This window comes from Streptomyces sp. NBC_01463, from assembly GCA_036227345.1.
GTDB lineage: Bacteria > Actinomycetota > Actinomycetes > Streptomycetales > Streptomycetaceae > Streptomyces.
The window spans coordinates 6892130-6916402 of the sequence record CP109468.1 but is presented as its reverse complement, the minus strand read 5'-3'; the positions used below and the strand labels follow the sequence as shown (position 1 = coordinate 6916402).

Below are 24273 nucleotides of genomic sequence, written 5' to 3'. Positions count from 1 at the left end.
CAGCAACAACCATTGACAAGTGTCGGTTTCGTTTCTCTACTGTGAACGCTCACAGCGCTTGCCGGCGCTGCACCCTCGCTTCTCGTCAGGGGAGAAATCCATGAAGTACCGCATCGTCGCGGTGTCCGCGGCCGTCTCGCTCGCCGCCACCGCCCTGCTCACGGGCTGCGGCTCGTCGGACGACGACGGCAGCGGGGACGGCCCGGCCGCCGCCGGCCCCGCGTCGCTCACCTACTGGGCCTGGGCCCCCGGTCTGGACAAGGTCGCGGACCTCTGGAACAAGGGCGAGGGCAAGAAGGCCGGCATCACGGTCACGGTGAAGAAGCAGGCGTCGGGCGACGACCTGGTCACCAAGATCATCACCGCGGCGAAGGCGCACAAGGCCCCCGACCTGGTGCAGGCCGAGTACCAGGCGCTGCCCACCCTCGTCTCCAACGACGTGCTCGCCGACATATCCGAGGAGGCCGGCGACGCGAAGGACCGGTTCGCCGACGGCGTCTGGCAGCAGGCGACGCTGGGGTCGGACGCCCTGTACGCGCTGCCCCAGGACTCCGGCCCGCTGATGTTCTACTACCGCCAGGACCTGTTCAAGCAGTACGGGCTGTCCGTGCCCACCACCTGGGACGAGTTCGCGCAGACCGCCCGGGCGCTGAAGAAGAAGGCGCCGGACAAGGACCTCACCACCTTCTCCTCCAACGACTCCGGCCTCTTCGCGGGCCTCGCCCAGCAGGCCGGCGCCCGGTGGTGGACCACCTCGGGCGACAAGTGGAAGGTCGCGATCGACGACCCGGCCACGCGGAAGGTCGCGGACTTCTGGGGCGGACTGGTCAAGGAGGGCGCCGTCGACAACCAGCCGATGTACACCCCGGCCTGGAACAAGGCGCTCAACACCGGCAAGCAGATCGCCTGGGTCAGCGCGGTCTGGGCGCCCGGCACCCTGACCACCGCCGCACCCGGCACCGCGGGCAAGTGGGCCATGGCCCCGCTCCCCCAGTGGAAGGCCGGCGAGAGCGTCACCGGCAGCTGGGGCGGCTCCTCGACCGCGGTCACCAACGACTCGAAGCACAAGGCGGCCGCGGCCGCCTTCGCGAAGTGGCTGAACACCGACCCCGCGGCGCTCGCCGCGCTGGTCAAGGAGAGCGGCGTCTACCCCGCAGCCACGGCCGCCCAGACCGGCGGCGCCCTCGCGAAGCCGCCGGCCTACTTCGCCAACCAGCCGGACTTCTACACCGAGGCCGCCAAGATCGCCAAGGGCACCGCACCCGCGGCCTGGGGCCCCAACGTGAACGTCGCGTACACGGCCTTCAAGGACGACTTCGCCGAGGCCGCCAAGCGCAGGTCCGATTTCGCACCGGCCCTCACCTCGATGCAGGACGCCACCGTCGCCGACCTGAAGAAGCAGGGCTTCGGAGTCTCCGAGTGACACGCGCGCGCCGCCGGAAGGCGTACGGGGTCAGGAGCGCCCCGTACGCCTTCCTGATCCCCGCCACCGTGCTGTTCCTGCTCTTCTTCGCCCTGCCCATCGGCTACGCGCTCCACCTCAGCCTCCGCCGCACCGAGGTCAGCGGACTGGGCCTGGGCAAGGGGGCCCGCGAGGAGGTCTGGGCCGGGTTCGCCAACTACCGGGACGCGCTCTCCGACTCCGAACTGCTCAACGGCGCGCTGCGCATCCTCGGCTACGGCGCGATCGTCGTCCCGGTGATGCTGGGCCTGGCCCTGCTCTTCGCACTGCTGCTGGACACCGAACGGCTCAGGCTGCGCGGGTTCACCCGGCTGGCGATCTTCCTCCCGTACGCGATCCCCGGTGTGGTCGCCGCCCTGATGTGGGGCTTCCTCTACCTGCCCGACGTCAGCCCGTTCTACTTCCTGCTGGACCGGGCGGGCCTGCCGCAGCCGGACCTGCTCGACGGCGGGCCGCTCTACCTCGCGCTGGCCAACATCGCGGTCTGGGGCGGCACCGGCTTCAACATGATCGTCATCTACACCTCGCTGCGGGCCATCCCCGCCGAGATCTTCGAGGCGGCCCGGCTGGACGGCTGCTCGCAGCTCCAGATCGCGCTCCGGATCAAGATCCCGATGGTGGCGCCCTCGCTGGTGCTGACGTTCTTCTTCTCGATCATCGCGACCCTCCAGGTGTTCAACGAGCCGACCACCCTGAAGCCGCTCACCAACTCCCTCTCCACCACCTGGAGTCCGCTGATGAAGGTCTACCAGGACGCCTTCGTCAACAACGACATCTACGCGGCGGCCGCCCAGGCGGTCATCATCGCGGTCGTGACCCTGGCCCTGTCCTTCGGCTTCCTCAGGGCGGCCAACTCCCGTACGAAGCAGGGGGACCCCCAGTGACCACGACGCATCCGCGGCCCCCGGCCGCGGCCCCCCGCCGGTTCGCCCTCGTGCCCACCGCGGTGCTGCTGCTCGGCGCCCTCTACTGCCTGCTGCCCGTCGCCTGGATCCTGACCGCCTCGACCAAGTCCGGCAGCGAGCTGTTCTCGACCTTCACCTTCCTGCCCGGCTCCGGCTTCGCGGACAACGTCGCCGACCTCTCGGCGTACCGGGACGGGGTGTACTGGAAGTGGATGGCCAACTCGGCCCTCTACGCCGGCGTGGGCGCTCTGCTGTCCACGGCCGTCTCCGCCCTCTCGGGGTACGCGCTGGCGGTGTACCGCTTCCGCGGCAGGGAGAGCATCTTCAACATCCTGCTGGCCGGGGTGCTGATGCCGCCGGTGATCCTCGCGGTGCCGCAGTACCTGCTGATGGCGAAGGCCGATCTGACCGACTCGTACCTGTCGGTGATGCTGCCGGTGATCCTCTCGCCGTACGGGGTGTACCTGGCCCGGATCTACGCGGCGGCCGCCGTGCCCGGCGATGTGATCGAGGCCGGGCGGATGGACGGGGGCGGCGAGTGGCGGATCTTCCGCACCATCGCACTGCCGATGATGCTGCCGGGCCTGGTGACCGTCTTCCTCTTCCAGTTCGTCGCGATCTGGAACAACTTCCTGCTGCCCTACATCATGCTCGGCGACGACGAGAAGTTCCCGGTCACGCTGGGGCTCTTCACCCTGCTCCAGCAGGGTGCCACAACCCCGGCGCTCTATACGCTGGTGATCACGGGCGCGCTGCTGGCGATCGTCCCGCTGATCGCCCTGTTCCTGGTCATCCAGCGTTTCTGGAGCCTCGACCTGCTCTCCGGGGCCGTAAAGTCCTGACGGGCCCCGCCAGGACGTCACTTGACGAAAGATCACGCACCATGAGCCGCACAGAACAGACCGGTACGGGACGCCGACGGCCGCCGACGATCCATGACGTGGCCCGGGAGGCCGGGGTCTCCCGCGGCACGGTCTCCCGGGTGCTGAACGGCGGTCACAACGTCAGCCCGGCCGCGCTCGATGCGGTCAACTCCGCCATCCGCAAGACCGGATACACGGTCAACCGGCACGCCAGATCGCTGATCACGGGCCGCTCCGACTCGGTGGCCTTCCTGCTGACCGAGCCCCAGGAGCGGTTCTTCGAGGACCCGAACTTCAACGTGCTGCTGCGCGGCTGCACCAGCGCGCTCGCCGCGCACGACATCCCGCTGCTGCTGATGATCGCGGGCACGGAGGCGGAGCGCCGCAGGAACATGCGGTACATCGCCGGGCACGTGGACGGGGTCCTGCTGGTCTCCAGCCACTCGGGCGACCCGGTCGCGGCCCAGCTGCACGAGGCGGGGGTGCCCCTGGTCGCCTGCGGGAAGCCGCTCGGGCAGGGCTCGAAGGTCAGCTACGTGGCCGCCGACGACCGGGACGGCGCCCGGGACATGGTGCGTTTCCTGTACGAGTCGGGGCGCCGCAGGATCGGTACGGTCAGCGGCCCCCTGGACACCCCGGGCGGCGTGGAGCGGCTGGCCGGCTACCGCGAGATGCTGGCCGACCGCGGACTGCCCGTCGACGACGCGCTGATCGTGCCCGGCGACTACAGCCGGGCGGGCGGCGAGGCGGCGGCCGCGCTGCTGCTGGAGCGGGCGCCGGACCTGGACGCGGTGTTCGTCGCATCGGACCTGATGGCGCAGGGGGTGCTCGCGGCGCTGGAGAAGGCGGGGCGCAGCGTGCCGCACGATGTCGCGGTGGGCGGTTTCGACGACTCCCCCGCCGCGCTCGCCTCCCGGCCCGCGCTGACGACGATCCGTCAGCCGTGGGACCGGATCAGCGCCGAGATGGTGCGGGTGCTGCTGGCGCAGATCGGTGGGGAGGACCCGGCCGCGGTGATACTGCCCACCGAACTGGTCCGCCGCGACTCGGCATGAGCGCGGCGGACGCCGCAGGTGCGGACGGTCACGCCCCGAGCACCGGGTAGTCCGTGTAGCCGCGGTGGTCGCCCCCGTAGAAGGTGGCGCGGTCCGGGTCGTTGTAGGGGCCGCCCGCGCGCAGCCGCTCGGGCAGGTCCGGGTTGGCCAGGAACAGCGCCCCGTAGGAGACGATGTCCGCCACGCCCTCCTCGACCAGGGTGAGCGCGTCGGGCCCGGTCGGGCCGTCGCTCGCCGGGTTGAGGACGAGGGTGCCGTTGAACTGCTTGCGCAGGGAGTCGGTCAGCGCCCGGTCTCCGGGCGCGCCCTCGACGAGGTGCAGATAGGCGAGCCCGAGCGGTTCGATGGCCTGGACGAGCGCGCTGTACGTGGCTTCCGGCGCGGGCTCGTCGATGTCGTTGAACGGGCCGCCGGGCGAGAGGCGGATCGCGGTGCGTGCGGCACCGATCTCGGCGACGACGGCGCGCACGGTCTCCACGGCGAACCGTATCCGGCCCTCCACGGAACCGCCCCACGCGTCGGTGCGCAGGTTGGAGTTGGGTGCCAGGAACTGGTGGATCAGGTATCCGTTGGCGCCGTGCAGCTCCACACCGTCGAAGCCGGCGTCCACCGCGCCCCGTGCGGCGGCGGCGAAGTCGGCGACCGTCTCCCTGATCTCCGCGTCGGTCAGCTCGCGCGGGGTGACGAAGTCCTTCGCGCCCTCCTGGGTGAAGACCTGTCCGGCGGCCGCGACCGGGGAGGCGCCGACCGGGGTGAGCCCGTCGGGCAGCAGCACCGGGTGGCCGATCCGGCCGGCGTGCATGACCTGCGCGAAGATCCTGCCGCCCTTGTCGTGCACGGCGTCGGTGACCTTGCGCCAGGCGGCGATCTGCTCGTCGCTGTGCAGTCCCGGGGTGCTGGGGTATCCCTGGCCGACGGCCGACGGCTGGATGCCCTCGGTGATGACGAGTCCGGCCGATGCGCGCTGGGCGTAGTACTCGGCGGTGAGTTCGGTCGGCACGCCGCCCTCCCCCGCCCGGCTCCGGGTCATCGGCGCCAGGGCTATGCGGTTGGCGAGCCGGGTGCCGGCCAGGTCGAGTGAGTCGAACGCGGTGGTCATGGGAGCCCCCAGATATGTGGCCGAAGGAAGACACGGGATCGGCCGGCCAGAACTATGTGGTCGGCCAACCTTTCGCACGTGGGCCACTGTAACGCATTACTTGGCCGACCAAGGTAAAGTCGGCGACAAAGCGCTTCCGGTAGCCGCGGAGCCGCCGTGCACCGACCCGAGGAGTCACCGATGACCTCCGATCCCGCCTGTTCCGAGCTGCCCAGCGCCGCCCGCGGCGGCCCGTTCAGCCACGCCGTGTCACGGGTCTCGCGGCTCCACCGGATCGCGGCGGGCAAGCTGCTCAAGGGCGCGGGCCTCTACCCCGGCCAGGAGTTCCTGATGATGTACCTGTGGGACGCGGGCGCGGTCCGCCAGTCCGAGGTGATCAAGGCGGTCGACCTGGACCCGTCCACGGTCACCAAGATGCTCCAGCGCCTGGAGCAGTCCGGGCACGTCCGCCGCAGCCCCGACCCGGCCGACCGCAGGGCCGTCCTGGTCGAGGCCACCGACAACAGCTGTGCGCTGCTCTCCGACGTGGAGCAGGCCTGGACGAGCCTGGAGGAGCACACCCTCGCGGGCCTGGACGCGGGGGAACGCAAGGAGCTGGCCAGACTGCTGGCCAAGGTCGAGGAGAACCTCTGCCGCGAGGCGGCGGACTGCCCGGAGAACGGCTGACGCCCGCGCGGCCGGACCTCAGCCGGAGAGGACGTCGAGCGCCCGGTCCACATCGGCCTCGGTGTTGTACAGGTGGAAGGCCGCCCGCAGATTGCCGGCCCGGTTCGAGACCATCACACCCGCCCGCCCCAGGTCCGGCGCCCGGTCACCGAGTCCCGGCACCCCGACGACGGCCGTCTCGGCCGGCACGGCCCGATGCCCCAGCCCGGCCAGCCCGGCCCTGAACCGGGCGGCGAGCCCGGTGGCGTGGTCATGGACGGTGTCGATGCCGATCTCGTTCAGCAGCGCGAGGGACTGCTCGGCTCCGTGGTACGAGAGGAACGCGGGCGGTTCGTCGTAGCGCCGGGCGTCGGGGGCGAGCTTGGTGACCGGCCCGTAGGTGCTGTTCCACGGGTCCTCGGCCGCGACCCAGCCGGCGAAGACCGGCGGGAGGGACTGCTGGGCCTCCTCGGTGACGGTGAGGAACGACGTACCGCGCGGGGAGAGCAGGAACTTGTAGCCGCCCGCGACCGTGTAGTCGTACGCCCCGGCGTCGAGCGGCAGCCAGCCCGCGGACTGGGTGGCGTCCAGCAGCGTACGGGCGCCGTGCGCGGCCGCCGCGGCGCGCACCGCGTCCAGGTCGGCGAGCCGGCCGTCGGCGGACTGCACCGAGGAGAAGGCGACGAGCGCCGTATCGGGGCGCACCGCGCCGGCCAGCTCCGCCAGCGGGACGTACCGCATCCGGAGGTCTCCGCGCACCGCGAAGGGGGTGACGACCGAGCTGAACTCACCCTCGGGCACCAGCACTTCGGCACCGGCGGGCAGCGAGCAGGCGATCAGCCCCACATGGACGGTGACCGAGCTGCCGACCGCGACCCGGCCGGCGTCGACCCCGGCGATCCGCGCGAATCCCTCCCTGGCCCCGTCCACCGCCTCGAAGTCGCCCGCCCCGTCCCTGCGGCCCGTGGTGTTGCCCTCGGCGAGGGCTCTCACCGCGTCGACGGTACGGCGGGGCAGCAGCCCGCAGGTGGAGGTGTTGAGGTAGGCGGTCTCCGGCGCGAACTCGGCGGCCACCGCACGGCTGAGCGAAGGGATCATCATGCGCCCAGCCTGAACTCCCCTCAACCCATAGTCAATCACCAAGAGTTAAGGGGTGTACCCAAGCATTACTTATGGATGCAGGGAGCGCGGGCGGTTCCGGGCGGTTCCGGAGCGGGCCTCAGGCGTTGCTTCCGGTCTGCGGAACCTCGCAGGCCCCGTCGGCGTCGCAGGCCGCCGCGTCCCCGCCGATCGCGGTCAGCGGACGGTCCTTCCACGCCTGGTCCAGCGCCTGGGCAAAGACCTCGGCGGGCTGGCCGCCGGAGATGCCGTACCGCCGGTCGAGCACGAAGAACGGCACCCCGTTGGCGCCGAGTTCGGACGCCTCCCGCTCATCGGCCCGCACCTCGGCCGCGTACGCCTGCGGATCGGCGAGCACCGCGCGCGCCTCGTCGCCGTCCAGACCTGCCTCGACGGCCAGCTCGACCAGCACCTCGTCGTCGTAGACGGAACGCTCCTCGGCGAAGTTCGCCCGGTAGGCCAGGCTCAGCAGCTCGTCCTGACGGCCGCGGGCCTTGGCCAGGTGCAGCAGCCGGTGGATGTCGAAGGTGCTGCCGTGGTCACGGCCCTCGGTGCGGTAGCCGAGCCCCTCGGCCTGCGCGTTGGCGGCGACGTTCGCCTCCATCGACAGGGCCTCCTCGCGGGTGCGCCCGTACTTCTGCGCCAGCATGTCGATGACCTGTCCGGTGTCGCCCTTGGCGCGCCCGGGGTCGAGCTCGAAGGACCGGTGGACCACCTCTACCTCGTCGCGGTGCGCGAACCCTGCCAGGCCCTTCTCGAACCGGGCCTTGCCGATGTAGCACCACGGGCAGGCGATGTCGCTCCAGATCTCGACGCGCATGACTCTTCTGCTCTCCAGGCTCTCGTGCGGCTGCTTCCACAGCGCGGAGGGACCCTCCGCTCACCGGGAAACACCCATCGGGGTGCCGGTCATTCCCCGGACCGCTCCCCTGTGCCGGGGAGCGGTCCGGACCGGCGTACGAGCTGTACGGCCTAGAGGTACGTGCGGTTCATCGGGCGGGGCAGGGGCTCCAGTGCGCCGGCGTCGCGCAGGCGCACATAGGCGTCCACCACGGCCCCGGTGTCCCCGGGGGGTGCGATGTCCAGGAGCAGACCCGCGCCGACCGGCTCCTTGCCGACCGCTCCCACTCCGTCGGGGACGAGCGCCGCCCGGCCCGGGGAGAGGTAGCCGAGCCGGCCCACGCACAGTTCGGAGCGGGTGTAGTCGTAGCCGGCGTCGTCCTCCAGGGCGTCCAGCAGGTCGTCGTCGGTGACATCGCCGATGTCCGGCTGCCAGGTGTCCGCGATCAGCGCGAGGAGGGCGGCTTCGCCGACCTCGGCCCCGTCCGGGGAGACGACCGTGAGCACGACCGCCTGGGTCACGTACTCCGATTCCCCGCCGCCGCGCCCGGAGACCGCGACCTCCCAGCCCGGCTCACCCGTGACCGCCAGGCTGAGACCGGCCCCGTCCGAGGTCTGCGGGGAGTCGTGGTCGGCCTGGAGCGCGGCGGCCAGCGCGGCCTCGTCGGGCCGGAGCTCCGTGGGGCTGCCGGACGCGTGGTGGTGCGTCCAGGTCCACGGCTCCCCGGCGGTGGCGGGGCCGGCTGCCGGAAGCAGTGCGGGAAGGGCGTCCAGCATCGTCTTCCAGCGTCCCGCGAGCTCCAGGGGCGATTCCTTCCGGGGACCCCAGAAGCCTCGCACCACACGTCGCATGTCCTGCCTCCACCGTTGTGATCCGTCGTCGGTCCCGCCCCGGGCCGCACACCGGGCCCGGGGCGCCCCAGGCTAGTCGAAGGCCCCGGCCTTCCTCGTGCTCTTCTCCGGGTTCTGCTTGCTGTAGACGACCTTGATCGGAAGCCCCTCCTCACGGAAGGCCTTCCGGGCGGCCTTGGCCACGTCCGGGTCGGAGAAGTGCCATTCGATCGCACGGCCGCCGGAGGCGCTGACCTGCTCCGTCGCCTCCTTGACGAACTTCTCCCGGCCGGACTTGGTGAGCGTCCCCTTGTCGCCCTTCGTCAGGTAGCTCTTGTAGCCGTTCTTCGCCTCCAGGAACGTCTGCCGTCCGGAGTCCCACCCGTCGTACTCCACCGGAGGCTTGCCCTCCTTGGGGTTGGCGACGATGTACTCCTTGCCGCGGTTGGTGCCGGTGATCTGCTCCTGGTAGCGGAGCCAGGACTCGTTCTTCCAGTTGGGCTTGGGGTTGCGGTCACGGCTCCCCCAGAACCCGTCGCCCGCGTCGGCCGAGCCGAGCTCCGGGTCCTTCAGATCGTCCGCCCACTTCGGCGGGTTGTAGTTCCGCGGGTCGGAGCTGTCGTTGCGCTTGGCGTCCGGCCACGGCTTCTTCTTCTCCAGCGCCTTGGCGGCGCGGTCCTTCTCCTCGGCGCGCTTCTTGTCGGTCCAGGCGGCGCGCTCCTGGTCGCGGGCCTCCTTCGCCTTGGCCTCGGCGGCCTTGTCGCAGCCGTCGTCGGCGAGGATCACATGGTCCGGCGGTCCGGCGGCGAGCACTCCGGTCCCCGCACCCGCGACACCGGTGCCGCCGTAGCGGGTCCTGGGCCCGAGGGGTCCGGAGGCGATGGAGCAGCCGGTCTTACGGGCCGAGTCCTCGGCCTTGTCGGCGGCGTCGTCGGCCTCCTTGGCCGCCTTGCGGGCTCCGTCGACGTCCCCGGCCTCGGCGGCCTTGCGGGCCCGGCGCGAGGCGGCGCCCGCGTCCTCGGCGGCCTCCGCCACGTCGGCGGCGATCTTCCCGATCTTGCCGAGCCTGCTGGTCTTGCCGATGACCTTCGCGACGTCGTACCCGGGGATGAAGAGGGAGCCGACGTTCCACACGACGTCGGTGACGGCGCGGGTCTTCTCCCCGTTGTTCCACCGCTCGCGCACGTCGTCGCCGACGAACATGTCGTCGCCGACCTTGACGACGGTGTTGAGCGAGGCCTTGCCCCAGTCGCCGAACGCTCCCAGGTAGTCGCCCTTGTCCCACTTGCTGCCGGCGTCCTTGGCGTCGTCCGCCCACTGGCTGCCGAGCTGCTTGCCGTAGTCGACGATGCCGGACCAGGTCGAGGGCTTGAAGAGGTCGATGACCCCGGTCACGTCGCCCCAGATGCCGTCCACGAAGACGCCCTTGACGACCTGCGTGCCGCGGTCCCAGGCGCAGCCGAAGAAGCCCCAGCCGCCGCAGTCCTCCTTGTCCTCACCGTCGTCGGAGTCGCCGGAGTCCCCCGAGTCGTCCTCGCCGGACGCGGGGATGTCGTCGTAGTCGGCCTCGGGCTCGTCCGCGGTCTCGGGGTAGGTGTCGCTGCCGGGCCCGTCGGGGCCGCCCGTACCGCCGGTCGCGTCGGCGCCCCCGGCGGTGTCGGAGCCGCCCGCGGTGTCCGATCCCCCGGTGGTGTCCGCCCCGGCCGGTCCGCCGGCGCCTCCGGTGGAGTCGCCCCCGGTGGTCCCGCCGGCCGCACCGTTCGCACCACCGGAACTGCCATCGGCGCCACCGGCGCCGCCGTTCGCACCCCCGGCCGCACCATTCGCACCACCGGCGCCGCCGTTCGCACCACCGGCGCCGCCGTTCTCGCCGCCGTTCGCACCACCGGCGCCGCCGTTCTCGCCTCCCCCGTCCGCGCCGCCGACGACCGTGGCGCCCGCGTCGGCGCCCCCGGTCTCCGCGCCGCCCGCGGTCGCGCCGCCCGCGGAGTCGCCCGCGTTCACCGTTCCGCTGCCCTTGGCCGGGCAGGACGTGCCCGTGACGGAGCAGACAGCGGCCTGGAAGCGGTCCGCCATCGGGCCGCCCACGCCGCTCAGCAGCAACGCCACCACGATGGCCGCGACGAGCATGACCAGGCCCACGTACTCCAGGGCCGACTGTCCACGGTCGCGGCGCCACGTGATCATGTGCGGGAGCGAGAAGTCCGGCTTGTCCTCGCGTTCGCGCGCCGGCAGGCGGAACCACGCGCGGCTGTCCGGCCGGCTCAGGAACACCAGGATCAGCACCGGCAGGAATATCTGGGTGAAGCCGTGCATCGACCCGTCGGCGGCGTTGGCCGCGCCACCGATGATCAACCACGCCTGTACGGCGACGAGTCCGCCCCAGACGCCCCGGCCACCGGTCCACACCCGCCGCGAGAGCAGCCAGCCCACGACACCGGGCACGGCCCCGTACAGCAGCAGCCCGACCACGACGCCGTCCAGCGCGTCGGCGGCGAGCGCGGACCCCGCCAGGCCGACGGCGCCCAGCAGGGTGGCGCCGAACAGCACATGCAGCAGCAGCCGTGCCGCCCCCATGGCGCGCGGCAGCTCACGGCGCCCCGCCCCGGGAGCGGGTCCTACGCCTCCGTACGCGGATATGCCACCTGTCGCAGACATGCTTCGCTCCCCAACCAGCACTGCCCGCAGGCAGAATGACGATTTCTCAGCCTACGGACCCGGGGCCGCGCCGTCATGGGCCCCAGGACCCAACCCGGGTCCCAGAGCCTCTGGGCCTGCGCCTGTCCGCACGGAGGAGCCGGGGCAGGGTCAGGGCAGAAGAATCAGCATCAGGTGGCTGCCCGTCCGGGAGCGGTCCGGGTCGGGTGTCCAGCCGCGCGCGGCGTAGAAGGCCTGGGCCCGGAGGTTGTGGACGAAGACCTCAAGCCGGGCCTCCGCCACCCCGTCCCGCCGCCAGGCGGCCACGCACGCGTCGTGCAGGGCGGTCCCGACCCCCTTGCGCCAGTGGGCCGGTGACACATGGAGCTGGCTGAGGTGCATCGCACCGTCGCGCGGGGCGTAGGCCGCGACGCCCGTGAGGATCCCGTCCTGTTCGGCGCAGAGCACGGTGGCGTCCGCGCGGTCGATGGCGCGGGCCCAGCCGCCCCTGCTGCGGCCGGCCTCGGCCTCGCCCGCGTACTCCTCCTCGGGCAGGTGCCCGCTGTAGTACGTGGCCCGGGCCTCGGCGTGCAGGCGGACCATGGCGTCGAGATCGGCGGGGGTCGCGGTTCGGATCATGGTGGAGGGGACGCGCCCGTTCAGCCGGAGGTTGCGGCGGCGGCCACCCTGCTGAACGAGGTCCGGTAGGCGCTCGGCGTGAGGCCCAGCCTGCGCTGGATGTGCTGGCGCATCGAGTCGGCCGTGCCGAGGCCGCTCGCCCGCGCCACCTGGTCCATGGGAAGGGTGGTGGTCTCCAGGAGTTCCCTGGCCCGCTCGATGCGCTGGTGCAGGAGCCACTGGAGGGGGCTGAGGCCGGTCTCGGCGTGGAAGCGGCGCGAGAGCGTACGGATGGAGACGCCGCCGTTGCGGGCCAGGTCGGTCAGGGTCAGCGGCTCGTCGAGGTGCTGCATCGCCCAGGCGCGGGTGCCGGCGAACGAGACCCCGCGCTCGGGCGGCAGCGGGGTGTCGGTGAACTGCGTCTGCCCGCCCGGCCGCACGGGGGCGACGAGCGTGAGCCGGCCGACGTGGTTGGCGACGGCGGCCCCGTAGTCGGTACGGATGATGTGGAGGCACAGATCGATGCCGGCCGCGTATCCGGACGAGGTGAGGACCGGACCGTCCTGGACGAACAGGACGTCCTTCTGCAGGTCGACGGAGGGGTAGCGGTCGCCGAGTTCGCCGGTGTACGTCCAGTAGGTGGTGGCGGCCCGCCCGTCGAGCAGACCGGCCTCGGCGAGGGCAAAGGCGCCGGTGCAGATGGACGCGATGCGCCGGCCGTCGGCCGAGGCCCGGCGCAGGGCGGCCAGGATGCGCGGGTCGGGCTCCTCGCGCGAGCCGGCGCCCGCCAGGATCACCGTGTCGGCCGACTCGATGAGGCCGAGTCCGCCCTCGATCTGCACGTCGAGCCCGCCGCTGGTCCGGACGGGCCCGGGGTCCGGGGTGCAGTAGACCGTCTCGTATCCCGGCTCGCCGTCGATCTCGACCTTGCTGAACAGCATCTCGGGAATGGCGATGTTGAACATGGACACGGGCGGTGTGGAGATGACGACGACTCGGTGTGCGGGCGGCATGGCCAGAACCTCCGGAGGTATGGCATTCGGGCCACTACTCTATCCCGGCGCCGGCCGCGAGGCTGAGGTCATGCCCACAGAGAAGACCAGACAAGCTCCCGCGCTCGGACCCGAGTTGAGCGCCCAGCGGCCCGCACCGGCCCCCGCGCTCACCCTCCTCGCCTCACTCCTCGGCTTCGCGCTGATCATGCTCGACGCCTCGGTGGTGAACGTGGCGCTCCCCTCGATGGGGGCGGACCTGGGCGGCGGAATGTCCGGGCTGCAGTGGGTGGTCGACGCGTACACGATCGCGTTCGCCGCGCTGCTGCTGTCCACCGGCGCGCTCTCCGACCGGATCGGCGCCACCCGCGCGTACACGCTCGGGATCGCGCTCTTCACCCTCGCGTCCGCCGCCTGCGGGCTGGCTCCGAACCTGCCTTCGCTCATCGGCTTCCGGGTGGTCCAGGGCGTGGCCGCGGCGATCGTGCTGCCGACGACGCTCGCCCTGGTCCGCCAGGCGTACACCGATCCCGCGCAGCGCGGGCGTGCCGTGTCGCTGTGGGCGGCGGGCGGCACGACGGCCGCGGCGCTGGGCCCGGTCGTCGGCGGCGCGCTCACCACGGCCTGGGACTGGCGGGCCATCTTCTTCATCAACCTGCCGCTGGGCCTGTTCGCACTGGCGCTCACCTTCCGGCTGCCGCGTTCCCCGCGGCGCCCGGCCCCGCTGGACCTGCCCGGTCAGCTGACCGCCGTACTGACCCTGGCCGCCCTCGCCTTCGCCGTGATCGAGAAGGGACCGGTCGCCCTGACCGCCCTGGGCGTCGCGGTGGCGGGCCTGGCCGCCTTCCTCCGCATCGAGTCCCGCCACCCCCACCCGGTGGTGCCGCTCGGCCTCTTCCGCAACCGGACCGCGGCGGTGGCGGTCGCCGCCGGGTCCGCGCTCAGCCTGGCCTTCTACGGGATGATCTTCGTCTTCAGCATCTACTTCCAGCAGGTACGCGGCCAGTCGGCGCTGACCGCGGGGCTGATGTTCCTGCCGATGACCGGGCTGCTGGTGGTGGTGAACATCCTGTCCGGCAGGCTCGCGAACCGGTACGGCCCCCGGCTGCCGATGCTGACCGGCCAACTGGTCTCGGTGGGCGGCCTGTTGCTCCTGCTGTTCGTCGGCCCGGACACCTCGCTGGTCCTGACGGCCGTCCTCCTGGTGCCGCTGGCCCTGGGCGCGGGTCTGGCCCTGCCGCCGCTGACCGCGGCGATGATGGAGACCGTGCCGACCGAGCGGGCCGGGGTCGCCGCGGGCGTGCTCAACGCCGCCCGCCAGGTCTCCGGCGGGCTGGGCGTGGCGGCGTTCGGCGCCCTGGTCGCGGGCGGCTTCGGGACGGGACTCCGTACGAGCCTGCTGATCAGCGCGGCCCTGCTCGCCCTCACCGCCCTGGCCACGACAAGGCTGCCGCGGGGCGTGGCACGGCAGGCGGCCCCGGCCGAGGTGGGCCGGCCTCGCGCGGATGCCGCCCCGGAGCCGTCCCGTACGCCCGCCTGAACGCCTCGGCGATGGTGAACTCCGGGGTGGGGCCGGTGCCTTGCGTGACCGTGCGGAAGCCGAAGGCGCCCGCACGGTCACGCAAGGCACCGGCCCCCTCAGGCGGTGAGCACGTCCCCGGCCCGGAAGGCCCGCACGGTGACGGAACCGGCCGGCTCCGCGCCCCGTACGAGATGCACCTGCCCGGCCCCGGCCACCACCGCACGGCCGTCGCCCCCCACGGTCAGCAGCGTGTTCTCGTCCAGGGCGACCCCGGAATCCGCGTCACCGCGGGCAACGGCTGCGACCAGGCGGGCGAGCGTCCCCCACTGGGCGGCGTGCACGTCGACGGTGTACGGGACGAGCCCGAGGCCGTCGCGGACCTCGATCTCCTCGATGTCCTCGGCGGCGTCGTCGGGGCACACCGGAACACCGCGGTCCAGCCACCCGCCGACCAGCGCCCGTCGTGCGGCGACGACGGCGCCGGCGGAGAAGCCCGCGTACGGCAGTGGGCGCACGTCCAGCGCCCGCCCCACGGCGGCCGCCACCGGTCCGAGCGCGTCCTGGTAGGCGGGCGTGAGACCGCCGCCGACCAGCAGCCCGTCCAGACCGGCGAGCGCCTCGGGCGCGAACACCCCGCCCACCGGCACGAACAGCGGCACCGGCCTGCACCGCGGCGCCACCCCGCGCAACACGGCGTCGTAGCGGGCGAACTGCTCCGCGCCGTCCCCCTCGTCGACCAGCAGACACCCCACCGCGCCCTCGTGCCCCGCCTCGGCGAGGAACGGCCCGTAGACGAGCGGTGCGACGTCCTCGTCCCAGCCGCCCCCGATCAGATGCACAGCCATGACGTGTTTCTCCCCCAATGGTTCGGCAGCCGGCCGACGGCAGGGTCTCACGGGCGGCGGCGCACGAGCGACGCCGAGGGCCGGAACAGACGGGAACGCGATCGACAACCGGCTCGCTCCTCCAGGACAATCAGCCGCCATGCCGAAGAACAGAGTCATGGTGCGCGCCCTGGTGGGCGTCCTGCTGCTCTCGAATGCCGTCCTGCTGGCGTTCCTGATCAGCTCCGACGCCTTCTCCGACGACGAGGTCGCGATAGGCGAGGCCGCTCCCCGGGACGGGACCATCGCCCTTCCCGAGATCGGGGACGGGGCGGTCCTGGACGCGAACCGGTGGCCGGACGCGTGCTCGTTCGTGAATCAGGAGGAGATCGAGGCCATCTTCCCCGGCGTCAAGGACATCGAGCACGAGAGCCGCGCGATCAGTTCCTCGTCGGTCAAGGACTTCGCCGCGGACTCCACGTGGAAGGCGAGTGACAGGGCCGGGTCCGGCCAGTGCCTCTACAGCATGCGGCTTCCCGGCGAGACCTACAGCGCCACCCAGTTCTGGGTCCGCATCGATGCCGTGGCCGACCCGGAACTGATCGTGCGCTACGCCGACCGCGTCGTGCCGGGAACCGGCACCAACCAGGGTGCGCAGGGCGCGGACCGCTGCGTCATCACGGGTCTCGCCGAAGGCAGTTGGAGCTGCCGCAAGGGCCCGCTGCTGTTCACCGTGGGCGGGCAGACCACCGTGACCTTCAAGGGCAAGCCGGCCCCGGCGCCCTTCGTGTGGCGGGACGATGTGCTCCCCGAGTTCGTCCGGACCATCACCGCGAAGATCGAATAGACGATGCCCCCGCCTTCCTGTCGCGGAAGGCGGGGGCATCCCCGGCGTGCGGGTGCGCGGCTGTGCGCCCGGTCAGCTGCCGTCGCGGAGGTCGGCGATGCCCGTCGGGCGGTACGCGATCCGGTCGAAGGTGACCTCGCAGCCCTCGCCCGTGGGCGACTGCGCCAGGAAGCCGATGGACGCGGCGGCCGCCCGCTCCCGGTCTCCCAGGGCGAAGACGCGGACGAAGGTCCACTTCTCGCCGTCGGGTGAGGCGTGGCAGGCGAAGGCGTTGCCGGTGCGGCTCAGGCGCAGCCAGTAGGTGTCGCCGTCCACGACGAAGGAGTTGACGTCGTCGGAGTGGCCGCGGGTGACGACGGTGCAGATGGTGGGCCGGTCCGGGGAGAGCTCCAGGCAGATCTTGGCCCATTCGCGGTCGCCGACGTGGAGGTAGAGCACCCCCGCGTCGAAGGCACCGGCGAAGGCGACCTTGACCCGGGCGATCAGCTGGAAGTCGCCCTCGGGCGCGGCACCGAGCAGCCGGGGCGCGTCGCTGACGGAGTCGAGGCTCTCGCCGCCCGGCGGGACGAACCGGTCCTGGCGGGCGCCCGCGCGGCCGGTGAGGACGCCGGCCTCGTAGGCCCAGTCCGTCGCGGGTCCGAACGGCTCCAGGCCGAAGGGGAGTTCGGGCAGGTGCAGGGTCATGCGGGGTGTCCGTCCACGCGGCGGGGCAGGTTCTGGGGGTTGTCCTCGCGGAGTTCCGGCGGAAGCAGCGCCTCGGGGACCGTCTGGTAGCTGACCGGGCGCAGCCAGCGCTCGATCGCGGTGGCGCCGACCGAGGTGGAGGTGGAGGTGGTGGCCGGGTAGGGGCCGCCGTGGTGCTGGGCGGGGGCGACGGCGACACCGGTCGGCCAGCCGTTGACCAGGACGCGGCCGGCCAGCGGGGTGAGCGCGGCCAGGAGTCCTGCGGCGCTGCCGTCGGCCTCCTCGGTGGCGATCTGGAGGGTGGCGGTGAGGTTGCCGGGGAGCCGGGACAGCACCGCGGCGATCTCGTCCTCGGAGGTGTAGCGGGCGACGACGGTGACCGGGCCGAAGCACTCCTCCAGGAGCGCGTCGTGCGCGCCCTCGGTGGTGAGCAGCCGGGCCGGCACGGTCAGGAAGCCGGCCGCGACCGTGTGTTCGCTGCCCGCTCCGGGGGTGACCGGGGCTTCCACTTCGGGAAGTCCGGCGCGCTCGCGCACCCCCGCGAGGAAGGCGTCGCGCATCCGGTGGTCGAGGAGCACCCCGGCCTCGGTGTCGCTGACCGCTTCGGTGAGGGACTTCAGGAGCCGGTCGCCGGTCTCGCCCGCGGGGGCGAGGACGAAGCCGGGCTTGGTGCAGAACTGGCCCGCGCCCATGGTCATCGAGCCCGCGAGGCCCGCACCGATCTGCTCGCCGCGCTCGGCGGCGGCCGCCTCGGTGACGACGACGGGGTTGAGGGAGCCGAGTTCGCCGTGGAACGGGATGGGGGCGGGCCGGGCCGCCGCCGCGTCGAACAGGGCGCGGCCGCCACGCACCGAGCCGGTGAAGCCGGCGGCGCCGACGAGGGGGTGCCTGACCAGTTCGACGCCCGCCTCGAAGCCGTGCACCAGGGTGACGACGTCCTCGGGCAGTCCGTGCTGCGCCGCGGCCCTGCGCAGCACGGAGGCGCACAGTTCGGAGGTCGCGGGGTGGTCGGGGTGGGCCTTGACGACGACCGGGCAGCCTGCCGCGAGGGCGCTCGCGGTGTCGCCGCCGGGTACGGAGAAGGCGAGCGGGAAGTTGCTGGCCGCGTAGACGGCGACGACGCCGAGCGGGATCTTGTAGCGCCGCAGGTCGGGCCACGGCGGGGTGCGGGTGGCGTCCGCGTGGTCGATGTGGATGTCGAGGTACGCGCCCTCGTCGACGACCTCGGCGAAGGCCCGCAGCTGGGCCGCGGTGCGGGCGAGTTCGCCGGTCAGCCGGGCCGGGCCGAGCGCCGTCTCGGCGTCGGCGGCCTCGATGACGTGTTCGCCGGCCTCGGTGAGCAGATCGGCCGCGGTGCGCAGGAACGCGGCGCGCACGGTGCGGTCGGCGAGGGAGCCGCGTACGGCGTGAGCGGCCCGGACCACGCGGTCGACCTCCTCCGCTGTAGCCTCCACCGCAACCTGCTCACGCGGGTTCCCGGTGCGGGGGTCGACGCTCCAGACTGGTGCTGCTGCCACCGTGTTTCCTTCCGCTCCACTGCCACACATCAGAAGTTGTTCGGTATTCTGAACAGAGTTCCTGATCGTGAATATGAAGCGACTCTATTTCCGGGCGTTCGGTGTTGGCAAGAAGTCGCAGGGTTTCGTAAGTGGGCTGGAAGGGGCGTAGGGCGATGTCGGTTGCCGAGTCTGGTGGGGCACAGGTCAAGTCCGCGGTACGGACGGTGGAGCTGCTGGAGTACTTCGCCGGGCGGCCGGGCATGCACTCGCTCGCCGCGGTGCAGGAAGCGGTCGGATACCCCAAGTCCAGCCTCTACATGCTGCTGCGCACCCTGGTCGAGCTGGGCTGGGTGGAGACGGACGCGACCGGGACCCGGTACGGGATCGGGGTGCGGGCGCTGCTGGTCGGCACCTCGTACATCGACGGCGACGAGGTGGTCGCGGCGGCCCGCCCCACCCTGGACCGGCTCTCCGACGACACCACGGAGACCATCCACCTCGCCCGTCTCGACGGGACGAACGTGGTGTACCTCGCCACCCGGCAGTCCCAGCACTACCTGCGCCCCTTCACCCGCGTCGGCCGCCGGCTGCCCGCGCACTCGACCTCGCTCGGCAAGGCCCTGCTGGCCACCCACAGCGACGAGCAGGTGCGCAAGATGCTGCCCGAGACGCTGCCCGCGCTCACCGAACACACCCTGACGGACCGGGAGAAGCTCATCGAGGAGCTGCACCTGATCCGCGAGCAGGGCTACGCCGTGGACCGCGAGGAGAACACGCTGGGGCTGCGCTGCTTCGGCGTCGCCGTCCCGTACCGCACCCCGGCCCGTGACGCCATCAGCTGCTCGGTGCCGGTCGCCCGGCTGACCCCCGCGCACGAACAGATGGTCAAGGACGCCCTGTTCGACGCGCGCGACCGGCTGACCCTCGCGACCCGGAGGCTCTGACCCTGGAAGCGGGTCTGCGCGAGGCGCGGGAGAGCGGCCTGCCGCTGTTCTCCGTCCGGATGTCCGGCCCCGAGCCGGTCCCCGCGTCCGCCTTCACCGGCGAGGGCCCCGGCGGCCGCCCCTGAGGCGGCGCCCCGGTCGCCCCTGAAGCGGCGGGACCGCGCGGCGTGTGTCGTCGCTCACGGTCCGCCCTGCGCCGACGGGCCCCGGCGCCCCCGACTCCCTTGTCCGGACGGCCGATCCGGACTGTCGGGCTCCGCCCCGGTCCGCCCTCGTACCGCCCGTGACCAGGGCCCCCGCGGACCGCTCCGATAACATGCTCGAATTCATGGGCGACCGCCCTCATCGCCCGCTCCGCACCGGAAAAACGTACGGTCCGACGCCAAGTGCGACCTATCCGACCACAACTAACAAATCGGCCAAACACTTGATACCTATAGCATCGCGGGTGTTTTCGCGAATAACCAGCCGAAATGCGTTCACCTCATGGCGTCGGCCGCAAGCGGCGCTGTGGGCCGCGGCGGCGGTGGTGGGCATCGGATTCCTCGTCGCCCTGGAATTCGCCGCACGCCACTACGGTCTGCCGGGACCCATCGCCAGCCAGGCGCGCGAGGTGATATTCGCCCCCGCCTCGGGGTTCCTGCTGTACGCCAGCATGGGGCTGATGCTGGTGGTGCTCACCTGGCGGCAGCGGTTCATCGCGGTGGGGACCGCGATCGGCATCGACCTCGTGATCCTGCTGGTGCGCTGGGTGGCCGACGCCCCGGTGACCCAGGGCCATCCCTTCGGGAACGGCGCTCTGTGGGTGATCCTGGGGTGCGCGGTGATCGCCGTCACACGCCGCACCGGTCGCGAACGCGTCCTGCTGCTCAAGGGCGTCGGGCTGGGCCTGCTGCTGGTGACCGGCCGCAAGACCGGTGACACCTGGCTGCTCATCACCTCGAAGACCCGCCCGCTGGTGCTCGACCAGTACGTGGCGACCGCCGACCACGCGCTGGGCAACCCCTCGTGGCTGGTGGGCCGGATGGTCCGGGCGACCGGATCGTTCGGCGAGCACTTCCTCAACTCCGTCTACACCCAGCTCGCGGTGGCCGCGGTCGTCGTCGCGCTCTACCAGCTGCGCAACGTGGCGGACGAGCGCCGCTTCCCGTCCCACCACCTGGTGCGCACCTTCCTGGTGATAGGCCTCCTCGGACCGGCCATCTACATGATCTTCCCGGTCGTCGGACCGGTCTTCGCCTACGGCGCGGACGGCGGGCAGTGGGCCATGGCCAACATCTGGCCCGACACGATGCCGCCGCACGGCGTTCCGCAGCACATGCCGTTCGACGGCATCACCCCGCGCAACTGCATGCCCAGCCTGCACACGGCCTGGGCCACCACGATCTTCATCCACTCCCGCAAGGGCCCCTGGTACCTGCGGTTCGCGGGCGCGTTCTGGCTGGTCGCCACGCTCGCCGCGACACTGGGCTTCGGCTACCACTACGGCATCGACATCATCACCGGCGTGATCTTCACCGTCACGATCGAGACGGCCCTGCGCTCGCTCGAACGCGGCTGGGACCGGTCCGCGACCCGGCTGGTCGCCTACGGCACCACGGTCTTCGCCGCGATCCTGGTGGCCACCCGCTATCTGCCGACCCAACTGGGCGACCACCCGTGGCTGTCCGGCCCGCTGCTCATGCTCGCGACGGCCTCGGTGGTCTACGGGTACGTGCGGACCACCAGGCAGTGGGAACCGAAGGCGGCGCCGGTGCGCCGGCCGGAGCTGCAGCCCGAACTCGTCTGAGGTCTCCTCGGCGATCCGTCTCCGCCGCGCGGCGGAGACGGATCGTCGCCCGGCATGACGTGCCGGGAGCGGCCGCGCGGAAGCGTGGGTGTCATGACACAGACACCGCTCGCGCCGGCTCCCGCACCGGCGGCCCACCGTCTCCGCGCCGTGCTCCGCACCGTCGCGATCGTCGCCTGCCTGCCCTACATCGTCCTCAAGGCCGCCTGGATCTGCGGCAGTCACGTGGGGATTCCGTCCGGCAGCACACTCCTCGACCACCGCACCACGATGGCCGTCGCGAACGGTGCGTCGGTCCTGATGGACAGCGCGGTCGTGGTCATCGCCCTGCTGCTCACCCGGCCCTGGGGCCGGCGCGTACCCGCCTGGCTGCTCGTCCTGCCGATGTGGGTGGCGACCGGACTGCTGCTGCCGATCATGACCGGCTACCCGCTCCAACTGCTGGTCCAGGCCCTCGGCGGGACGGCCGCGAACAAGGGCGAGGCTAGCCGCCCCTTCCTGGACGAGTGGGTCTTCGGCGTCGTCTACACCGGCTTCATCATCCAGGGCCTGGCCCTCGGCACCCTGTTCGCGCTGTACGCAAGGGACCGCTGGGGCCACCTCTGGCAGGGCACACTGCGCGAACTCCCGGACAGCCCCACCGCTCCCGCGCTGCGGGCCGCCGCCGTCGCCGCCTCGCTGACCGCCCTGGTCCCCGGCACCCTGCACCTGCTCTGGGCCGCCGGGTCGACCACCGGCCTCTGCGAGGGCTGGATCGAGGACCGCACCAGCGGGACCCAGGTCCTCGACGCCGTCTACGTCCTCTTCGTCGTCGCCGCCGTCGCCGGAGCCCTGCTCCTCGCCTTCCGCCGCGACTCCGCGCTGCCGCTGCGGCTGCCGCTCGCCCTGGCCTGGGGCGGCTCCGGAACGACGGCCTGCTGGGGCGGCTGGATGAGCATCGCCTCGCTGGGCAACGTCGACGACCTCGCCGACCGGCCCACCGCCGCCATGGTGCTCGTCTACGCTGTGCAGATGCTGGTCGGGACGCTGGTGATGACCCTGGGCGCCTACTTCCTGGTGGAGCGCGCGGCGCGGACCCGGCCGCGCCCCGGCCACCGGACGTGACCCCGCTCATCGGGCGGCGGGCCCGGCTGCGCTGGCTGCACCTGATCATCGGCGGCGCCCTGCTGATGCCGTACTTCCTCGTCGGCACGGTCATCGTCGGCGCGTCCAGCCCGGACGCCGACGTCTTCACCTCACCGGTCAGCCAGCTGACCGCGTTCGCCTTCGCCCTGCCGATGGCCGCGGTCACCGCGCTCCTCCCGCTCGCCCGGCCGCTCTCGGCGGCCGTCGCCCGCGCCCTGTGCGGCCTGCCGCCGGACCGGCAGCTCGCCGACGGGCCGGCCAGGACCCGGCAGGCCCGGGTCCGCTCGGCCGCCTGGTTCACCCTGCACGTCATGCTCGGCGGCATCATCAGCGGCATGACGCTGGCTCTGACCCCGTTCGCGGTGGGGGTCATCGGGCTGCCGCTCCTCACGGCCGTGCGGGACTCGCCGGTGCGGGGCCTGCCCGAGGCGCTGGACCGGACCTGGGTGATCGCCCTGGCGCCGCTCGCCGGGATCGCGATGCTGGTGGCGCTGGCCTGCTGCGCGGCGGCGGCCGGGGCGCTGCTGGCGGACCGGGCGCCGGCGCTGCTCGGCCCGACGCCCGACGACCGGCTGGCCGCCGCCGAACGCCGCGCGGCCGGCCTCGCGGTCCGCAACCGGCTGGCCCGGGAACTGCACGACTCGGTCGGCCACGCGCTGAGCGCCGTCACCCTCCAGGCCGGCGCCGCCCGCCGGGTGCTGGACAGCGACCCGGAGTTCGTCCGGGCCGCGCTGACCGCGATCGAGGAGACGACGCGGCGCACGGTCGGCGAACTCGACACCGTCCTGGGCCTGCTGCGCAAGGACGACGGGACACCGGACACGGCGTCGGGGCCGGGGCTCGACGCGCTGGACGGACTGCTGGCGCACTGCGGGCTGCCCGTCTCCCGCACCACCGAGGGCGATCCGGGCGCCGTCCCCGCGGCGGTGTCGCGCGAGGCGTACCGGATCGTGCAGGAGGGGCTGAGCAACGCGCTGCGGCACGGCGGGCGCGGAAAGCCGGTGCGGCTGCGGATCACGGTCCGCGCCACGGAACTGGAGATCGTCATGACCAGCCCGCTGACCGGGCGGCCGCCGGTGGTGCGTCCCGGCGGCGGCCGCGGGCTGCGCGGCATCGCCGAACGGGCGGTCCTGCTCGGCGGCCGTACCGAGGCCGGAGAACACGAGGGCCACTGGCGGCTGACCGCCCTCGTCCCCCTGCACACCCCCGCACAGGAGCAGCGATGAGCACAACGGTCCGGATCGTCCTCGCCGACGACGAACGCATGGTCCGCACCGCCCTGCGGGTGATCCTGGACGCGGAGGAGGGACTGGAGGTCGTGGGCGAGGCGGCGACCGGCGCCGAGGCCGTCTCCGTGGTGCGCGCGCTGCGCCCCGACGTGGTGCTGATGGACGTGCGGATGCCGGAGACCGACGGGATCCGCGCCACCGAACAGATCCTGGCCACGCTCGACCCGGCGCCCCGCGTCGTCGTCGTCACCACCTTCGAGAACGACGCGTACGTGTACGAGGCCCTGCGGGCCGGGGCTGCGGGTTTCCTGCTGAAGCGGGCGGCGGCCGAGGACCTGGTGCAGGCGGTGCGCCTGGTCGCCCGCAGCGACTCGCTGCTCTTCCCCGCGGCGGTGCGGGGTCTGGCGGCCGAGTACGGGAAGCGGCAGCCGTCCGCCGCGCCGCGCTGGGCGGCCAGGCTCACCGACCGGGAGGCGGACGTGCTGCGGCTGATGGCGGCCGGGCTCACCAACGCGGAGATCGCCGCCCGGCTGCGGGTGGGCCCGGCGACGGCGAAGAGCCATGTGGCGGGCGTGCTGGCGAAGACCGGCACCCGCGACCGGACCCAGGCGGTCATCGCCGCGTACGAGTCGGGATTCATCACCCCGGGGTGACCCCGGCGGCCCGGCCGGCCTCGATGAGGAATGGGTGAGAAGCGGCACAACCGGGAACGGAGCGCGGCGTCCCGCTCGTCCCTCCAGCGGG

22 protein-coding genes are annotated in these 24273 nt (G+C 72.5%); 12 read left to right on the top strand and 10 right to left on the bottom strand.

The features are described from left to right. Positions 1 to 100: 100 nt before the first annotated feature. The 4 genes from OG521_30510 to OG521_30495 are packed head-to-tail and all read left to right on the top strand — an operon-like array spanning position 101 to position 4285. Positions 101 to 1423 carry an extracellular solute-binding protein gene (locus OG521_30510; GenBank protein ID WUW24865.1) on the top strand — a complete coding sequence of 441 codons (1323 nt, stop codon included), beginning with the start codon at positions 101 to 103 and terminating at the stop codon, positions 1421 to 1423. Next, positions 1420 to 2346: a sugar ABC transporter permease gene (locus OG521_30505; GenBank protein WUW24864.1), complete on the top strand. Its 927-nt coding sequence runs from the start codon at positions 1420 to 1422 to the stop codon at positions 2344 to 2346. The genes OG521_30510 and OG521_30505 overlap by 4 nt, the downstream gene beginning before the upstream one ends. Continuing rightward, positions 2343 to 3209 carry a carbohydrate ABC transporter permease gene (locus OG521_30500; GenBank protein WUW24863.1) on the top strand — a complete coding sequence of 289 codons (867 nt, stop codon included), beginning with the start codon at positions 2343 to 2345 and terminating at the stop codon, positions 3207 to 3209. The genes OG521_30505 and OG521_30500 overlap by 4 nt, the downstream gene beginning before the upstream one ends. A gap of 41 nt (positions 3210 to 3250) precedes the next feature. After that, positions 3251 to 4285 (top strand): LacI family transcriptional regulator, encoded by a 1035-nt coding sequence (locus tag OG521_30495; protein WUW24862.1) that lies wholly within the window; start codon positions 3251 to 3253, stop codon positions 4283 to 4285. A 28-nt stretch (positions 4286 to 4313) separates the two neighbouring features. Here the strand turns inward: OG521_30495 and OG521_30490 are convergent, their stop codons facing one another. Further along, on the bottom strand, positions 4314 to 5384 hold the full coding sequence (locus OG521_30490) for an alkene reductase (protein WUW24861.1): 1071 nt from the start codon (positions 5382 to 5384) through the stop codon (positions 4314 to 4316). A gap of 180 nt (positions 5385 to 5564) precedes the next feature. Between OG521_30490 and OG521_30485 the strand changes: the two genes are divergently transcribed. After that, the gene (locus OG521_30485) at positions 5565 to 6050 is read left to right on the top strand and encodes a MarR family winged helix-turn-helix transcriptional regulator (protein WUW24860.1); all 486 of its coding nucleotides are present in this window, start codon (positions 5565 to 5567) and stop codon (positions 6048 to 6050) included. 18 nt (positions 6051 to 6068) lie between these two features. Here OG521_30485 and OG521_30480 read toward each other — a convergent pair whose 3' ends face one another. The 6 genes from OG521_30480 to OG521_30455 all read right to left on the bottom strand — a co-directional run bounded on the left by OG521_30480 (position 6069) and on the right by OG521_30455 (position 13087). After that, positions 6069 to 7130, bottom strand: a complete 1062-nt coding sequence (locus tag OG521_30480; protein WUW24859.1) for an aminotransferase class V-fold PLP-dependent enzyme — start codon at positions 7128 to 7130, stop codon at positions 6069 to 6071. A 118-nt stretch (positions 7131 to 7248) separates the two neighbouring features. After that, positions 7249 to 7968: a DsbA family oxidoreductase gene (locus OG521_30475; GenBank protein ID WUW24858.1), complete on the bottom strand. Its 720-nt coding sequence runs from the start codon at positions 7966 to 7968 to the stop codon at positions 7249 to 7251. A 152-nt stretch (positions 7969 to 8120) separates the two neighbouring features. After that, complete coding sequence (locus OG521_30470) at positions 8121 to 8840, bottom strand: hypothetical protein (protein ID WUW24857.1); 720 nt, start codon at positions 8838 to 8840, stop codon at positions 8121 to 8123. A gap of 72 nt (positions 8841 to 8912) precedes the next feature. Continuing rightward, complete coding sequence (locus OG521_30465; GenBank protein ID WUW24856.1) at positions 8913 to 11477, bottom strand: Tox-REase-5 domain-containing protein; 2565 nt, start codon at positions 11475 to 11477, stop codon at positions 8913 to 8915. A 150-nt stretch (positions 11478 to 11627) separates the two neighbouring features. Next, entirely contained in the window at positions 11628 to 12095 is a 468-nt protein-coding gene (locus OG521_30460; GenBank protein ID WUW24855.1) for a GNAT family N-acetyltransferase, read from the bottom strand. Positions 12096 to 12115: 20 nt separating this feature from the next. Then, positions 12116 to 13087, bottom strand: a complete 972-nt coding sequence (locus OG521_30455) for a helix-turn-helix domain-containing protein (GenBank protein ID WUW24854.1) — start codon at positions 13085 to 13087, stop codon at positions 12116 to 12118. Positions 13088 to 13157: 70 nt separating this feature from the next. Between OG521_30455 and OG521_30450 the strand changes: the two genes are divergently transcribed. Next, entirely contained in the window at positions 13158 to 14606 is a 1449-nt protein-coding gene (locus tag OG521_30450) for an MFS transporter (protein WUW24853.1), read from the top strand. Between the two features lie 98 nt (positions 14607 to 14704). On the opposite strand, the gene OG521_30445 is transcribed toward OG521_30450, so the two are convergent. Next, positions 14705 to 15433 carry a hypothetical protein gene (locus OG521_30445; protein WUW24852.1) on the bottom strand — a complete coding sequence of 243 codons (729 nt, stop codon included), beginning with the start codon at positions 15431 to 15433 and terminating at the stop codon, positions 14705 to 14707. A gap of 139 nt (positions 15434 to 15572) precedes the next feature. On the opposite strand from OG521_30445, the gene OG521_30440 reads away from it, so the two are divergent. Then, complete coding sequence (locus OG521_30440) at positions 15573 to 16259, top strand: hypothetical protein (protein WUW24851.1); 687 nt, start codon at positions 15573 to 15575, stop codon at positions 16257 to 16259. Positions 16260 to 16331: 72 nt separating this feature from the next. Here OG521_30440 and OG521_30435 read toward each other — a convergent pair whose 3' ends face one another. Next, positions 16332 to 16943, bottom strand: a complete 612-nt coding sequence (locus OG521_30435; GenBank protein WUW24850.1) for a DUF1349 domain-containing protein — start codon at positions 16941 to 16943, stop codon at positions 16332 to 16334. Next, a complete protein-coding gene (locus OG521_30430; GenBank protein WUW24849.1) occupies positions 16940 to 18460 on the bottom strand; it encodes an aldehyde dehydrogenase (NADP(+)) in 1521 nt (506 codons plus the stop codon). Before OG521_30430 ends, OG521_30435 begins: the two co-directional genes overlap by 4 nt. A gap of 155 nt (positions 18461 to 18615) precedes the next feature. On the opposite strand from OG521_30430, the gene OG521_30425 reads away from it, so the two are divergent. The 5 genes from OG521_30425 to OG521_30405 all read left to right on the top strand — a co-directional run bounded on the left by OG521_30425 (position 18616) and on the right by OG521_30405 (position 24182). Further along, positions 18616 to 19386, top strand: a complete 771-nt coding sequence (locus tag OG521_30425) for an IclR family transcriptional regulator (GenBank protein WUW24848.1) — start codon at positions 18616 to 18618, stop codon at positions 19384 to 19386. A 526-nt stretch (positions 19387 to 19912) separates the two neighbouring features. Next, positions 19913 to 21175, top strand: coding sequence for a phosphatase PAP2 family protein (locus OG521_30420; GenBank protein WUW26855.1), 1263 nt, complete (start codon positions 19913 to 19915; stop codon positions 21173 to 21175). A gap of 93 nt (positions 21176 to 21268) precedes the next feature. Further along, a complete protein-coding gene (locus OG521_30415; protein ID WUW24847.1) occupies positions 21269 to 22279 on the top strand; it encodes a hypothetical protein in 1011 nt (336 codons plus the stop codon). Further along, positions 22276 to 23526 (top strand): histidine kinase, encoded by a 1251-nt coding sequence (locus OG521_30410; GenBank protein WUW24846.1) that lies wholly within the window; start codon positions 22276 to 22278, stop codon positions 23524 to 23526. Before OG521_30415 ends, OG521_30410 begins: the two co-directional genes overlap by 4 nt. Beyond that, positions 23523 to 24182 (top strand): response regulator transcription factor, encoded by a 660-nt coding sequence (locus OG521_30405; protein WUW24845.1) that lies wholly within the window; start codon positions 23523 to 23525, stop codon positions 24180 to 24182. The genes OG521_30410 and OG521_30405 overlap by 4 nt, the downstream gene beginning before the upstream one ends. Positions 24183 to 24273 lie beyond the last annotated feature (91 nt).